14 protein-coding genes are annotated in these 13743 nt (G+C 63.9%); 4 read left to right on the top strand and 10 right to left on the bottom strand.

Annotation, left to right across the window (positions count from 1 at the left end; translation table 11 throughout):
- Positions 1 to 39: 39 nt before the first annotated feature.
- Complete coding sequence (locus tag ACO550_RS32290; protein WP_315596385.1) at positions 40 to 981, bottom strand: cytochrome C assembly family protein; 942 nt, start codon at positions 979 to 981, stop codon at positions 40 to 42.
- Between the two features lie 117 nt (positions 982 to 1098).
- Here ACO550_RS32290 and ffh point away from each other — a divergent pair, with 117 nt between their 5' ends.
- Together ffh and ACO550_RS32280 are read left to right on the top strand one after the other, a co-directional pair.
- Positions 1099 to 2490, top strand: coding sequence for a signal recognition particle protein (gene ffh / locus ACO550_RS32285; RefSeq protein WP_315596386.1), 1392 nt, complete (start codon positions 1099 to 1101; stop codon positions 2488 to 2490).
- A 64-nt stretch (positions 2491 to 2554) separates the two neighbouring features.
- Entirely contained in the window at positions 2555 to 3097 is a 543-nt protein-coding gene (locus ACO550_RS32280; RefSeq protein ID WP_315596387.1) for a hypoxanthine-guanine phosphoribosyltransferase, read from the top strand.
- A gap of 60 nt (positions 3098 to 3157) precedes the next feature.
- Here ACO550_RS32280 and ACO550_RS32275 read toward each other — a convergent pair whose 3' ends face one another.
- The 5 genes from ACO550_RS32275 to ACO550_RS32255 form a co-directional block, all read right to left on the bottom strand.
- Positions 3158 to 4651, bottom strand: a complete 1494-nt coding sequence (locus ACO550_RS32275; protein ID WP_315596388.1) for a hemolysin — start codon at positions 4649 to 4651, stop codon at positions 3158 to 3160.
- A 135-nt stretch (positions 4652 to 4786) separates the two neighbouring features.
- Positions 4787 to 5422, bottom strand: a complete 636-nt coding sequence (locus ACO550_RS32270; RefSeq protein WP_315596389.1) for a LysE family transporter — start codon at positions 5420 to 5422, stop codon at positions 4787 to 4789.
- 121 nt (positions 5423 to 5543) lie between these two features.
- Complete coding sequence (locus ACO550_RS32265; RefSeq protein WP_315596390.1) at positions 5544 to 6440, bottom strand: 2OG-Fe(II) oxygenase; 897 nt, start codon at positions 6438 to 6440, stop codon at positions 5544 to 5546.
- A complete protein-coding gene (locus ACO550_RS32260; protein ID WP_315596391.1) occupies positions 6437 to 7210 on the bottom strand; it encodes a transglycosylase SLT domain-containing protein in 774 nt (257 codons plus the stop codon). Before ACO550_RS32260 ends, ACO550_RS32265 begins: the two co-directional genes overlap by 4 nt.
- A gap of 16 nt (positions 7211 to 7226) precedes the next feature.
- Positions 7227 to 8948, bottom strand: coding sequence for a proline--tRNA ligase (locus ACO550_RS32255; protein WP_315596392.1), 1722 nt, complete (start codon positions 8946 to 8948; stop codon positions 7227 to 7229).
- A 194-nt stretch (positions 8949 to 9142) separates the two neighbouring features.
- On the opposite strand from ACO550_RS32255, the gene ACO550_RS32250 reads away from it, so the two are divergent.
- Both ACO550_RS32250 and ACO550_RS32245 read left to right on the top strand, forming a co-directional pair.
- Complete coding sequence (locus tag ACO550_RS32250; RefSeq protein WP_315596393.1) at positions 9143 to 9835, top strand: RNA pyrophosphohydrolase; 693 nt, start codon at positions 9143 to 9145, stop codon at positions 9833 to 9835.
- The gene (locus ACO550_RS32245; protein WP_315596394.1) at positions 9828 to 10403 is read left to right on the top strand and encodes a CNP1-like family protein; all 576 of its coding nucleotides are present in this window, start codon (positions 9828 to 9830) and stop codon (positions 10401 to 10403) included. The genes ACO550_RS32250 and ACO550_RS32245 overlap by 8 nt, the downstream gene beginning before the upstream one ends.
- Before the next feature lie 113 nt (positions 10404 to 10516).
- Here the strand turns inward: ACO550_RS32245 and proB are convergent, their stop codons facing one another.
- From proB to rplU, 4 genes are all read right to left on the bottom strand, one after another.
- On the bottom strand, positions 10517 to 11635 hold the full coding sequence (gene proB / locus ACO550_RS32240) for a glutamate 5-kinase (RefSeq protein WP_315596395.1): 1119 nt from the start codon (positions 11633 to 11635) through the stop codon (positions 10517 to 10519).
- 53 nt (positions 11636 to 11688) lie between these two features.
- Positions 11689 to 12786: a GTPase ObgE gene (gene obgE / locus ACO550_RS32235; RefSeq protein WP_315596396.1), complete on the bottom strand. Its 1098-nt coding sequence runs from the start codon at positions 12784 to 12786 to the stop codon at positions 11689 to 11691.
- A 211-nt stretch (positions 12787 to 12997) separates the two neighbouring features.
- Entirely contained in the window at positions 12998 to 13258 is a 261-nt protein-coding gene (gene rpmA, locus ACO550_RS32230) for a 50S ribosomal protein L27 (RefSeq protein WP_061955320.1), read from the bottom strand.
- Between the two features lie 50 nt (positions 13259 to 13308).
- The gene (gene rplU / locus ACO550_RS32225) at positions 13309 to 13620 is read right to left on the bottom strand and encodes a 50S ribosomal protein L21 (protein WP_008647259.1); all 312 of its coding nucleotides are present in this window, start codon (positions 13618 to 13620) and stop codon (positions 13309 to 13311) included.
- Positions 13621 to 13743 lie beyond the last annotated feature (123 nt).

Raw genomic sequence — 13743 nt, 5'->3', positions numbered from 1 at the left:
ATTCGGATGAGCGTTCGGCCCGGGACAGCGGCCTGGAAATCAGGTGATCCGGTGCAGCACCACTTCAATCACGAAGCGGCTGCCTACATACGCGAGCAGCAGGATGCCGAACGATGCGATCACCCAGCGCAGTGCGGCGCGCCCGCGCCAGCCGCGGAAGTGCCGCCCGATCAGGATGCCGCCGAACATCATCCAGGAAATGATCGCGAAGACCGTCTTGTGGTCCACGCGGAACGCACGCGCAAACAGTTGCTCGGAGAACAGGAAGCCCGACACGATCGTCAGCGTCAGCAGCACGAAGCCCGCCGCGATCAGCCGGAACAACAGCTTTTCGAGTGTCAGCAGTGGCGGCAGCAGGTCGAGCCAGCGGCCCAGCCACTGGCCCTGACCGTCTTCGCCACCGGCCGGCCGCTTGAAGCCATGCAGGCGGCGCTCGGCCAGCAACATCAGGAATGCATGGAATGCCGCCAGCGTGAACAGGCCATAGGCCACGTTGGCGATCACGAAATGGAGCTTGAACAGCGGTCGCGCGGCGTAGCCCAGGATCTGCGCGCCGGGGAAGGCCAGCGGTATCAGGCTGGCCAGCATTGCCACCGGAAACACGATCAGCCCGAGGCCAGCCAGCGAGAAAAAGAAGCTCTCGATCCAGTAGATGCCCACGCCCAGCCACAGCATGGCCGACAGCGCGAAGGCGAAGCCGAACATCATGTGGTCCGCCGGGAAGATGGTCTCGTGCAACAGCACGCCATGGCTGACCAGCGCGGCCAGCACCAGCGCATGCCACCAGGCAGGCTGGCCCTCGGCGCGCACGCCATTGCCACCAGGCGGCATCAGCACAGCCGTGGCCGCGGCGCCGGCGCGTCCCGGCTGGCCAACCGGAGCCCCACCGGCGGTCGCCAGTTGCGGATTGCGCGTTGCCCAGCCGTGAAAGGCCAGGCCGCCGTAGAGAATTGCCGTCAAGGCATACAGTACAATGGCCATTTGCGCAGTTTACCTTAGTGCTACCACGGGTGGTTCTGGCGATGGATTCCCGCCACAGCGCCCTTGCGAAGCCGGCTGCGTCCCGCATTCAAGCCGAATTTCTCCCCCTTTCCTGCCATGCTGGATAACCTCACTCAACGCCTGGCGCGGGTCGTCAAGACCATGCGCGGCGAGGCCCGACTGACCGAGGCCAACACTGCCGAGATGCTGCGCGAAGTGCGCCTTGCCATGCTCGAAGCCGACGTGGCGCTGCCGGTCGTGCGCGATTTCGTTAGCCGCGTCAAGGAAAAGGCGCTTGGCGAGGATGTCGTGAGCAGCCTCACGCCGGGCCAGGCCCTGGTGGGCGTGGTGCAGCGTGAACTGACCGCGGTCATCGGCGGCGACGAAGCGCTGGCCGACCCGAAGGTCAACGAGCTCAATCTCAATGTCCAGCCGCCCGCCGTGATCCTGATGGCCGGCCTGCAGGGTGCTGGCAAGACCACCACCTCGGGCAAGCTGGCCAAGTGGCTCAAGGAAAACCGCAAGAAGAAGGTGCTGACGGTATCGTGCGACGTGTATCGTCCCGCCGCTATCGCCCAGCTCAAGACCGTGTCCGAGCAGGTGGGCGCGGACTTCTTCCCGTCGCAACCTGACCAGAAGCCCCTGGACATTGCCCGCGCGGCGCTGGACTGGGCGCGCAAGCACTATCACGATGTGCTGATCGTCGACACGGCCGGCCGTCTCGGTATCGACGAAGCGATGATGCAGGAAATCAGCGCGCTGCACACCGAGCTCAAACCTGCCGAAACGCTGTTCGTGGTCGATGCGATGCTCGGCCAGGACGCCGTGAACACCGCGAAGGCGTTCAACGACGCGCTGCCGCTGACCGGCGTGGTGCTGACAAAGCTGGACGGCGATGCGCGCGGTGGCGCCGCGTTGTCGGTACGCCACATCACGGGACGTCCGATCAAGTTCGTCGGGGTTGGCGAAAAGCTCGACGGCCTGGAGCCGTTCCATGCCGACCGCATGGCCCAGCGGATCCTGGGCATGGGCGACATCCTCGCGCTGGTGGAGGAAGCCCAGCGCGGCGTGGACATGGAAGCCGCCGAGAAGCTGGCCAAGAAGATCAAGAAGACGGGCGGCTTCGACCTGGAAGACTTCAAGGCGCAAATTGGCCAGATGAAGAAGATGGGCGGCTTGGGCAGCCTGGTCGACAAGCTGCCGGCCCAGTTCGCCCAGCAGGCGCAGGGTGCCAACATGGACCAGGCCGAAAAGCAGGTGGGCCGCATGGAAGGCATCATCAACAGCATGACGCCCGCCGAGCGCGCCAAGCCCGAACTGATCAAGGCCAGCCGCAAGCGCCGCATCGCGGCAGGTGCCGGCGTGCCGGTGCAGGAGGTGAACCGCCTGCTGAACCAGTTCGACCAGATGCAAGGCATGATGAAGAAGCTCAAGGGCGGCGGCATGATGAAGATGATGCGCCAGATGGGCGCCATGAAGGGCGGCATGAAGGGCCTGTTCAACCGCTGACCAGCTGTCCCGGTAACCCGCCGCCCCAACCCTTCCCGCAAAGACACGTAACAGGACACCGATCATGATGACCGTCGAACAGGCCCGCGAACTCTGGGCCAGCTCCGAGGAAATCGTCAGCGCCCAGGAGGTGCAGGACTCGCTGGACCGCATGGCCAGCGACATTACCGACAAGATGGGCGATGCGTTTCCGCTGGTGCTGTCCGTGATGGGCGGCGCCGTGGTCTTTACCGGCATGCTGCTGCCCAAGCTGCAGTTTCCGCTGGAATTCGACTACATCCACCTTTCGCGCTACAACAACAAGACCGTCGGCGGCGAGATGCAATGGCGCGTGGCGCCGCGCGAATCGGTCAAGGACCGCGTGGTGCTGGTGCTCGACGACATCCTCGATGAAGGCGAGACCATGGCGGCAATCCGCGAGCGCATCATGGACATGGGCGCAAAGGAATTCCACGCCGCCGTGCTGTGCGAAAAGACGCTGACCAAGGTCAAGCCGATGCACCCGGACTTCTGCGGCTTCCAGGTGCCGGACCGCTATGTCTTTGGCTGCGGCATGGACGTCAAGGGCTACTGGCGCAACCTCGGCGCGATCCGCGCGCTGGTCTGACGGGCTGAAGCCACAAGGGCGCCCGGTGCCATCCGGGTCCCTTGCCGGTTCACGCCCGGCTCAGTGCTGGACCACCCGCATCGAAACAGGCTTCGAGAAATCCAGCATCTCGCCACTATAGGCCTGGGCTTTCCTGAGTTCCGCATTGCCGACGTTGCCGACAAACTGGGCAACCCTGTTCTCGGCCAGATTCTTGACATCCGAAAGCATCACGGCCGCGCCGGTCTCCGCCTCGACGATCACGTCGTGGCCCTTGATCCAGGCGGGCAGTTCCGCTGTGGTGAGCCCTGGCGGCAGGCAGTACTTGTCCGCTGAATCCAGGCTCACGATGCAGCCAAGTGGCACGCTGTTGTGCGTCACTGCCATCGATTCTGGCCGCCTGAATACGCCTCCGGCGCGAACTCCCCTTCTTACCACGAGCTTGTCGCCCTCCGCCGTGCCCATGAACGTGGCCAGGCGATTGCCACGCCCGGAGAGTTCGACCGACACGCCGCTGTCGGCCTGAACGTAGATGCCCTGTCTTGCCACCCACTCGGGAAGCACTGCCGCGCGTTGCCCCGGCTCAATGCAATACGTCTGTCCCGTGCGCAAGCCGACGATGCACCCCTGGCTTTTTACCGTCGAAAGGAATCGCGCGCCCGGATACACAGACCGGATCCAGCCCACCCATTTCGAGACGGGTACGCCGTTGGACTCGCGGCCACCGTTGGAAGTACCCACCGCCACGATGACCGGGCGCTTGCCCCGGATCTGCCACATCGGCGCACCGGCGTCGCCTTGTGCCAGACGCGCCCAGCGCTCCGACTGGCTGCCCGGCACGTAGCCGGCCCGGACCATGCGGCCGCCAAGCATCGACACGTCAAGGACACTGCGTCCGTACAGGCGTCGCGCACCTGACTGCGGATCATGATAGAGAAACGACCGTGAATCGTAGAGCGGCCGCTGCCCGGATGGCAGTGCCGGCCCAGCGCTGCCTTCAGGTGGCACCTGCGGGCTCGGCAGATCAGGGCTTCGGCTTTCGCCGGCGCCCCAGCCGCCATAGCCGATGAAGATAACCGGCTTGCCGGTTTCGACCGGGGAGTCGTCGAGGATTGGCGGGTCCAGCGGAATACCCGATTTGTCCACCATCTGCCGCTGCCGTGGCAGCTTGAGCAAGGCGATATCTGCCGCGGGGCTGCGGCCTGCGGCCAGCGGTTCCTCGCCGGCGATGTAGGCGAAGCCGGCACCTGTGGCGACCACTCGATTGTTCCAGGCCGTGAATTTGCCTCTGAATTCACCTGTGGCGCCAACGCGTGGGACGCAACGCGCGGCAGTAAGGAAATAGCTCCAGGTGTCGTCGTCACCAATCCACGTCGCGGTACAACTGCGGAATTTTCCTACCGCCAGCCACGCCTTTGCATAACTTTGCTCGCGCAAGGTCTCGTTGGCTTGGGTGATGGTCCCGGGAATATTCCCAAGGTCGCCGCCGTTCTTCGTAAACGGCGCCTCTGCAATGACCAGTGCGTGGGCCGTGGATGAAGCAAAGAGCAGTGCAATCGGAATCGTCTTAAGCATGTTCCACCTCCGAGTCAGATGGCGTAACGCCAGTGATGGGAGGGACAGGCTATCGTTCAGACGATTCTGACCAGCTTGCGATATGTCAATGTTGCAACGACATCGTGGCAATTTCGGAGGAGCGCCATTAGTGGCTTACCCTGCGTGCGGGTGGATAGCAAGAATTGGCCATAGCGAGGCCAGCAGCAGCAAGGCCATGACAATATTGAATACGCGCAGCACGCGCGGATTTGCCAGCCAGCGCCGCAGCGCTGCACCGAATACCGCCCAGGTGGCAACGCTGGGCAGGTTGACTACGGCGAATACCACCGCCATGGCCAGCGCATTGAGCCAGATGTTGGGATGCAGCACATAGGCACTGCACGCGCCCACCGCCATCACCCATGCTTTCGGATTGACCCACTGGAACGCCGCGGCACGCAGGAACGTCATTGGCCGTGCCACCTCGCGATCCTGCACGCCGCCCGCGGTGGCGAGCTTCCATGCCAGCCATGCCAGATAGGCCGTGGCACCCACCCGCAACACATTCCACGTCCACGGCAGCGCAGTGAATACCGAGCCGAGGCCCAATCCCACCAGTCCCACCATGAAGGCAAAGCCCAGGCTCACACCCAGCAGGTGCGGCACCGTGCGCAGCAGGCCGAAATTGACACCCGATGCCAGCAGCATCGTATTGTTGGGACCGGGCGTGATCGATGAAACCAGCGCAAACGCGGCAAGCGCGAGCAGCATGCCGGAGCCGGCCAGGTCGGAAAGCAGGGAAAGTGTCATGACGGCACGCGCAAAGGGCTATACGGCTGCCCAGTCTAAGCACGCCCGCCTATACAGTACCGATACACTTGATCAAATAACTACCGGTACGGGAATGGGAACTGGTCGAACCGGCAGCGCTTTAGCCGCGGCTGCGATACGGCAGTTCGCGCAGCCATTTGGTGGCAATCCACTTCTCGCCCGACTGTACCGGCAGGCCCGCATGCAGCGTGCGCTCGTCAAGCGAGCCATCCGGCAGCTTGTAGCTGAAGAACACCGCATTGCCCTTTACCGGGGCTACCTCCAGCCCCAGCCGTGGGAACGCCGTGGCGCCGCCGGCGGGCGGACTGTTCAGGTAGATCACGAGCGTGGCCACGCGCTGGCCGCCGACACGCAACTGGCGCGCTTCGCCGGGACGCTGCGGATTGAAGAAATCGAAATGCGGCTGATACTCGCCGCCGGGCTTGTAGTTCAGGATCTGCAGCCCTTCGCCATGATCGACCGGAAATCCCGTCACGGCGGCGATACGGGCCTCGATGCGCTGGATCAACGCATGCTCGCCCACCTGGAACATCGCGCCCATGCTGGTGCGCGCATCGATCAGGTTCTCGTCGCCAGTATCGGGATTGACCACCGGCGAGCGCTGCAGCCGGTCGCGCGCCAGCGACACCAACGCATCGCATTCGGTGCCGTCGAGCAGGTTCTGCAGCAGCTGGATGCGTGGCGCCTCGAGCGAGAACAGGATCGGTATCTCGCGCCCCTCATGGCGACAAACGTTGGTGCCTGAGGCCGCCGCGGCGACGGTTGGCTCGACGGGCTTGCGTGCCACCTGCCGTGCAGGCGCGGGCTTCTGCCGTGTCGGAGGACGATGACCCAGTGCCGCGTTGACCGTATCGCGCGCAAACGTGGCGTCGTAGCCCGAGCGCAGCATCGACAGCACCAGCGACTCGGCATCGAAACCCTGCTCGATATGCCGGGCGAGCCATTGCTCCAGTTCCGGCGACGAAGCGCAATAGCCTGCGCGAGGGTCACGCGTCATGACGGATTGGCCAGACGCTGCGGCGAGAACGGGTTGCGAGCAGGTGATTCCGGCGGCAACGTGCGGCGCGCCGGGGCAGTCGCGGCCGGTGCACCGCCATCGGGATCGCCGGCAATCGTCACCGTAGCCTCGGAGTACTGCCAGCGCTTCCACGCTGCCAGTACCGCATTGGGATACTCGGGACGCCCCCGGCTGCCGTTGTAACGGCCCAGTGCCAGGAACAGGTCGCCGTTTTCGCGATCGAGGTAGTGGCGCAGGATCGTGCAGCCATAGCGCAGGTTGCTCTGCAGATGGAACAGCTTGCGCGTGTCGTTATCGCCAATGGCGCGTACCCAGAACGGCATCACCTGCATCAGCCCACGGGCATCGGCCGAGCTGATCGCGTACTTGCGAAAGCCACTCTCGACCTGCACCAGGCCCAATACCAGGGACGGCTCCAGGCCAGCCCGCTTGGCCTCGTAGTAGACCGTCTCGATCAGTTCCACGCGCACCTGTGGGTCGGGCAGCTTCGCTTCGAGCCGCCGCGACATCTCGCCCAGCCATTTCAGGTAGCCAAGCTTCTCGGAGCCCGACACAAAGCTCGGGCGCACTGGCCGGTTGTCGGCAATGGCCGCGGCCAGCGCGCCGCGTACGGAATCGGCCAGGGCTTCTTCCTTTTGCGCGCCGGCGTGCGCCGCCGTAACCAGCACGGTACACAGCAGCCCGCCGGCCAGCGCCGACCGGCAATTGAAGCCGCGCGAGCGGCGGGAGGTCGGCAAGCCGGCAGCCATGGCGTTCAACGGACGGTCAGTTGGCCAGCAGGCCGCGCACGTGCGCAACCACGTCGGCCACGGCCACCGGGGTGGCCTGGGCATCGCGACGGCCCTGGTATTCGACCTTGCCTTCCTTGAGGCCACGATCGCCAACCACCACCCGGTGCGGCACGCCGATCAGTTCCCAGTCGGCAAACATCACGCCGGGGCGCTCGCCACGGTCGTCCAGCATCACATCGACACCAGCGGCCAGCAGTTCGGCATGGATCCGGTCCGCCTCGGCCTTCACGGCCTCGTTGCGGTCATAGCCGACCGGGCACACCACCACCGCGAACGGCGCAATGGCGGCCGGCCAGATGATGCCGCGCTCGTCGTAGTTCTGCTCGATCGCGGCGCCCAGGATCCGGGTCACGCCGATACCGTAGCAACCCATCTGCATGGGCTGGGTCTTGCCGTTTTCATCGAGGAACGTGGAGTTCATCGATTGCGAATAGCGGGTGCCGAGCATGAACACATGGCCCACTTCGATGCCGCGGCAGATTTCCAGCGTGCCCTTGCCGTCCGGCGACACATCGCCGGCCACCACATTGCGCAGGTCGGCCACCTCGGGCTCGGGCAGGTCGCGCCCCCAGTTCACGCCGGTGTAGTGGTAGTCGCGCAGGTTGGCGCCGCAGCAGAAGTCGCTCATATTGGCGACGGTACGGTCCGCCACCACCTTGACCGGCTTTTTCGTGCCGATCGGGCCCAGGTAGCCCGGGGGCGAGCCGAATGCATCGACGATCTCGTTTTCGGTGGCAAAGCGGAAATCGGCCAGGCCGGCCACCTTCGACGCCTTGACCTCGTTGAGCTCGTGGTCGCCACGGATCAGCAGCAGCCAGATCTGCGTGCCGGCGTCGCCGTCGGTAGCCAGCACGATCGACTTCACCGTACGTGCCAGCGGAATGTTCAGGAATTCGGCGACGTGCTCGCACTTGGCCTTCTCGGGCGTCGACGTCTGCTTGAGTTCCTCGGCCGGCGCGGCGCGTTGCGCCAGCAGCGGCAACGCTTCGGCAGCCTCCATGTTGGCCGCGTAGTCCGACGTGGGGCAGTAGACGATGGCGTCTTCGCCGGTATCGGCGATCACGTGGAACTCGTGCGAGCCCGAACCGCCGATGGCGCCGTTGTCAGCCGCCACGGCACGGAACTCCAGGCCGAAACGCTCGAAAATGCGCACGTAGGCGTCGTACATGTTCTGGTACGACTGCTTCAGGCCGTCGGTATCGCGGTCGAACGAGTACGCGTCCTTCATGGTGAATTCACGGCCACGCATGATGCCAAAGCGGGGACGGCGCTCGTCACGGAACTTGGTCTGGATCTGGTAGAAGTTGACCGGCAGCTGCTTGTAGCTGCGGATATCGCTGCGGGCAATGTCCGTCACCACTTCCTCGGACGTGGGCTGCATCGCGAAATCGCGCTCATGGCGATCCTTGAAGCGCAACAGCTCCGGGCCCATCTTGTCCCAGCGGCCGGTTTCCTGCCACAGCTCGGCGGGCTGGACCACCGGCATCAGCAGTTCCACGGCGCCGGCGCGGTTCATTTCCTCGCGAACGATGTTCTCCACCTTGCGGATCACGCGCAGCCCGATCGGCATGTAGCTGTAGATGCCGGCGCCAAGCTTCTTGATCATGCCGGCGCGCATCATCAGTTTGTGCGACACGATTTCCGCGTCGGCGGGAGCTTCCTTGAGGGTGGAAATGAAGAATTGCGAGGCTTTCATCCGTTGCTTTCTCGTAAGGCCGGGCGCGGCGGGTCGTTCCGACCACACCACGCACGCAGCTGCCATGGGCTTCCATTGGGTAGGACGCGCCTGAAACTGCCCATTTGCTCGGGAAAACCAGCATCCCCGCTGACAGGCCGACGCGCGCGCATCCTTTATAATCGACGTAATTCTAAAGGATTCGAGGTGCAGTCATGCTCGATCGTGAAGGCTTTCGCCCGAACGTCGGCATCATCCTCATCAACGCACGTAACGAGGTTTTCTGGGGCAAGCGAATCGGCGAACACTCCTGGCAGTTTCCGCAAGGTGGCATCAAGTACGGCGAAACGCCGGAACAGGCCATGTTCCGTGAGCTGCAAGAAGAAGTCGGCCTGCTTCCGGAGCACGTCAGGATTGTCGGTCGCACACGCGACTGGCTGCGTTATGAGGTGCCGGACAAGTTCATCCGCCGCGAGATCCGCGGCCATTACAAAGGCCAGAAGCAGATCTGGTTCCTGCTGCGCATGGTCTGTCGCGACTGCGACATCCACCTGCGCGCCTCGGACCACCCCGAGTTCGATGCCTGGCGCTGGAGCGAGTACTGGGTGCCGCTGGACGCGGTCATCGAGTTCAAGCGCGATGTCTACCAGCTGGCGCTGACCGAACTGTCGCGCTTCCTGAACCGCACGCGAGTGCCGCTGAGCCCGTACGGCCACCACCATGGCGGGCATGGCCGGCACGGTGACGGCGTGCGAGCGCCGTCGCCACAGCCCGCGGTTGCCACCGCGGAAACGACCGACGCATACGCGGCATCGGCTACCATGCAGGCGGCCGCGCCGGAAGCGACGGCCACATCGCCTGCTTCGCCGGCCTGTCCGGCAACCACCGAACGGAGTTCTGATGACTAGTTTCAGCGGCCGGGGCATTCGCGCCGGCCTGTTGTTGGCAATGGCCTGCCTGACGCTTGCCGGATGCAAGACCACCGGCAAGGGCATGCCCGTGGAAGAGGAAAAGGCCGACAGCGCCTGGCTCAACCCGTTCGAGGACAAGCCTTTCAAGGAAGGCGAGATGACGCTGCCGGCGTTTCCGCGCGACGAAGACCTGATTCCGTTCACGGTCAACGATTCCGCGAATTTCCGGTTTGCAGTGGATCCCAAGTCGATTTCGGTTGGTGCCGACAACGTCGTGCGCTATACCGTGGTCATCACCAGCGATGGCGGCGGCCGCAACGTCAGCTACGAAGGGATGCGCTGCGATGCGTTCGAACGACGGATCTATGCAACCCTGCCGAAGGGCGCCTCGGCCTGGGTACCGAACCTGGGCGAGGACCGCGATCTGTGGCAACGCATGCCGACCCGCGCCCGCAATGCCTACGCGGCAACGCTGGCGACGGACTACTTCTGCGACGGTCGCACCGTGGCGGGCAAGCCGGCAAAGCTGATCTACGATCTCAAGGCGTACGCGCCGAGCCGCTGACCTGATGAACTGATCGTCTGATGATCTGATGGCCAGCCGATACGGCATCGGCAAATAAAAACGGCGAGTTTCCCAAGGGAACTCGCCGTTTTTGCTTCCTCATGCCTGATACGTCAGACCAGCACCAGATTGTCGCGGTGGATCAGTTCGGGCTCGTTCAGATGCCCCAGCACCGATTCGATCTCCGACGAAGGCTTGCGGGCAATCAGCCGTGCCTCCGCGCTCGAATAGTTGGTAATGCCACGCGCCACTTCGCGTCCGGCGTCATCGACACAGGCAACCACTTCGCCGCGCGCGAACTCGCCCTGCACTTCCGTGACGCCGATCGGCAACAGCGACTTGCCGCCACCAGTCAGCTTCTCCACGGCGCCGGCGTCGATCACCACCCGGCCACGCAGCTGCAGATGGTCAGCCATCCATTGCTTGCGCGCGGTTAGCCGGCCCGTGGGCGCCAGCAACTGCGTGCCGATGGCCTCGCCGTTAGCCAGGCGACCCAGCACATCCTGCTCACGCCCGGAAGCGATGGTGGTATGCGCGCCAGACTTTGCCGCGCGCTTGGCCGCCAGGATCTTGGTCAGCATGCCGCCACGGCCAATGGACGAGCCTGCGCCGCCGGCCATCGCCTCGAGCGCGGGCGTACCGGCCAGCGCCTCGTGCACGAATTCGGCGTTGGGATCCTTGCGCGGGTCGGCGGTGTACAGGCCACGCTGGTCAGTCAGGATCACCAGCGCGTCGCCTTCGATCAGGTTCGTGACCAACGCGCCAAGCGTATCGTTGTCACCAAACTTGATTTCGTCGGTGACCACGGTGTCGTTCTCGTTGATGATCGGCACCACGCCCAGCGACAGCAACGTCAGCAGCGTGGAGCGGGCATTGAGGTAGCGTTCGCGATCCGCCAGGTCGGCGTGCGTCAGCAGCACCTGCGCGGTGCGGATACCGTAGCGGCCGAACTGGCTCTCGTACACCTGCGCCAGCCCCATCTGGCCGACAGCCGCGGCGGCCTGCAGCTCGTGGATTTCCTTCGGCCGGCGCGCCCAGCCCAGCCGCTGCATGCCTTCGGCAATCGCGCCGGAACTTACCAGCACCACTTCCTTGCCCGTGCCGCGCAGCTTGGCAATCTGGGCGGCCCAGCGCGCAATGGCGTCGTGGTCCAGCCCCTTGCCGTCGTTGGTAACCAGGCTCGAACCCACTTTGACGACAATACGTTTTGCCTGGGCGATGACCGATTGCATGGCGAGTTTCCTGTCTCCGGGAGCCGTGGTTATTGTGCGGAATTATGTCTGGGCTACGCCTGGGTATCGTCCCGATCGACGTTGTGCAGGCGGTCGTCCAGGCGGATATCGGGCTCGGCCAGCGCGGCGGCCTCTTCAGCCTTGAGCGCGGCCAGGTGGTCCTTGATCGCGTAGATCAGTTCGCGGCAGCCCTCGCCGGTCAGCGCCGAGATATGGAACACCGGCCCCTTCCACTTGTAGCGCTTGATGAAATCCTTCACCCGGGCGGCACGCTCGTCATCGGGCACCATGTCGAGCTTGTTCAGCACGAGCCAGCGCGGTTTGTCGTAGAGCGTCTCGTCGTACTTCTTCAGTTCGTTGACGATGGCCTTGGCCTCCGCCACCGGATCCACGTTTTCGTCGAACGGCGCCAGATCCACGATATGCAGCAGCAGCCCGGTGCGCTGCAGGTGACGCAGGAACTGGTGACCCAGGCCGGCGCCTTCGGCCGCGCCTTCGATCAGGCCGGGAATGTCGGCAATCACGAACGATTGCTCATGGTCGACGCGGACCACGCCCAGGTTTGGATGCAGCGTGGTGAACGGATAATCGGCCACCTTGGGTCGCGCGTTCGATACGTGCGAGATGAACGTGGACTTGCCCGCGTTGGGCATGCCCAGCAGGCCCACGTCCGCCAGCACCTTGAGTTCGAGCTTGATCATGCGGCGCTCGCCCGGCTTGCCGTCGACCTGCTGGCGCGGCGCGCGGTTGGTACTGGACTTGAAATGGAGATTGCCCCAGCCGCCCATGCCGCCTTCGGCCAGGCACACGACCTGGCCGTGTTCGGTCAGGTCGGCGATGATTTCGCCGGTATCCATGTCGGCAATCAGCGTGCCCACCGGCATGCGCAGCGTGATGTCCTCGCCGCCGGCGCCGTAGCAGTCGGCGCCACGGCCGTTTTCGCCGTTCTTGGCCACGTGCTTCTTGGCGTAGCGGAAGTCGATCAGCGTATTGATATTGCGGTCGGCCTGCGCGAACACGCTGCCGCCGCGGCCGCCGTCACCGCCGTCGGGGCCACCGAAGGGCACAAATTTCTCGCGCCGCATTGAAGCGCTTCCGTTGCCGCCGTTGCCGGCGATCGCCTCGATACGGGCTTCGTCAATGAACTTCATGTTGGTTTTCCGTGGTGATTTCGGCAAGCCCGGGGCTGACCGAAAACGCTACCAGAACGAGGCAAGGCTGCTCTGGACAGGCGTGCGGGCCGGTGACAGTACGAATGGTACGGCAAGGCCGCGCAACGATGCCAGCATCGTTTTGGTAGCGTTTTCAAATGAAAAAAGCCCCGCATGCGTATGCGGGGCCTTCATGCTGCAAAGGCTGTTATCAGGCCGCCGGAACGACGCTGACTTGCTGCTTCTTGGCAGCGCCCTTGACGGCGAACTGCACGTGGCCGTCCACCAGAGCGAACAGCGTGTGGTCCTTGCCGATACCCACGTTGTCGCCAGCGTGAACGCGCGTGCCGCGTTGACGAACGATGATGCCGCCGGCGTTGATGGCCTGGCCACCGTACACCTTCACACCCAGACGCTTCGATTCCGAATCACGGCCGTTCCGCGTGGAACCGCCGCCCTTTTTCTGTGCCATGTCTTACTCCTGTTGACCTATTGCGTTAAAAGCCTGTATCCGAGCAATGCTCAGGCAACGATGGCTTCGATGCGCAGTTCGGTGTAATTCTGACGATGGCCCTGACGCTTCTGGTAGTGCTTGCGACGGCGCATCTTGAAGATCTTCACCTTGTCGTGACGACCTTGGGCGATAACGGTAGCCTTGACGGAAGCCCCGCTAACCAGCGGCGTACCAAATTTGATTTGGTCGCCGGCGCCCACTGCGAGCACCTGGTCCAGCGTGATTTCTGCGCCAATGTCAGCCGGTATCTGTTCTACTTTAAGTTTTTCGCCAGCAGCAACCTTGTATTGCTTGCCGCCGGTTTTTACGACCGCGTACATTGTCGAACCTCTCGATGTATTGATTGAAACGATGAATGCTGCCCCGGAAACCCGGAGCCGGCGCCGTTTCATGCGCCGCAGACGGTGCGCATAGAGAACGCGACCGAAAGAACCGGCGATTAT

This window comes from Cupriavidus sp., from assembly GCF_057315035.1.
The sequence above is the reverse complement of the archived record's forward strand: the minus strand, read 5'-3'. Positions and strand labels throughout refer to the sequence as shown.

What these genes read in the sequence shown, in the direction of transcription:
- ACO550_RS32290 (WP_315596385.1), bottom strand. Translation starts at nt 981, where the DNA reads ATGGCCATTGTACTGTATGCCTTGACGGCAATTCTCTACGGCGGCCTG.
- ffh (WP_315596386.1), top strand. Translation starts at nt 1,099, where the DNA reads ATGCTGGATAACCTCACTCAACGCCTGGCGCGGGTCGTCAAGACCATG.
- ACO550_RS32280 (WP_315596387.1), top strand. Translation starts at nt 2,555, where the DNA reads ATGATGACCGTCGAACAGGCCCGCGAACTCTGGGCCAGCTCCGAGGAA.
- ACO550_RS32275 (WP_315596388.1), bottom strand. Translation starts at nt 4,651, where the DNA reads ATGCTTAAGACGATTCCGATTGCACTGCTCTTTGCTTCATCCACGGCC.
- ACO550_RS32270 (WP_315596389.1), bottom strand. Translation starts at nt 5,422, where the DNA reads ATGACACTTTCCCTGCTTTCCGACCTGGCCGGCTCCGGCATGCTGCTC.
- ACO550_RS32265 (WP_315596390.1), bottom strand. Translation starts at nt 6,440, where the DNA reads ATGACGCGTGACCCTCGCGCAGGCTATTGCGCTTCGTCGCCGGAACTG.
- ACO550_RS32260 (WP_315596391.1), bottom strand. Translation starts at nt 7,210, where the DNA reads ATGGCTGCCGGCTTGCCGACCTCCCGCCGCTCGCGCGGCTTCAATTGC.
- ACO550_RS32255 (WP_315596392.1), bottom strand. Translation starts at nt 8,948, where the DNA reads ATGAAAGCCTCGCAATTCTTCATTTCCACCCTCAAGGAAGCTCCCGCC.
- ACO550_RS32250 (WP_315596393.1), top strand. Translation starts at nt 9,143, where the DNA reads ATGCTCGATCGTGAAGGCTTTCGCCCGAACGTCGGCATCATCCTCATC.
- ACO550_RS32245 (WP_315596394.1), top strand. Translation starts at nt 9,828, where the DNA reads ATGACTAGTTTCAGCGGCCGGGGCATTCGCGCCGGCCTGTTGTTGGCA.
- proB (WP_315596395.1), bottom strand. Translation starts at nt 11,635, where the DNA reads ATGCAATCGGTCATCGCCCAGGCAAAACGTATTGTCGTCAAAGTGGGT.
- obgE (WP_315596396.1), bottom strand. Translation starts at nt 12,786, where the DNA reads ATGAAGTTCATTGACGAAGCCCGTATCGAGGCGATCGCCGGCAACGGC.
- rpmA (WP_061955320.1), bottom strand. Translation starts at nt 13,258, where the DNA reads ATGGCACAGAAAAAGGGCGGCGGTTCCACGCGGAACGGCCGTGATTCG.
- rplU (WP_008647259.1), bottom strand. Translation starts at nt 13,620, where the DNA reads ATGTACGCGGTCGTAAAAACCGGCGGCAAGCAATACAAGGTTGCTGCT.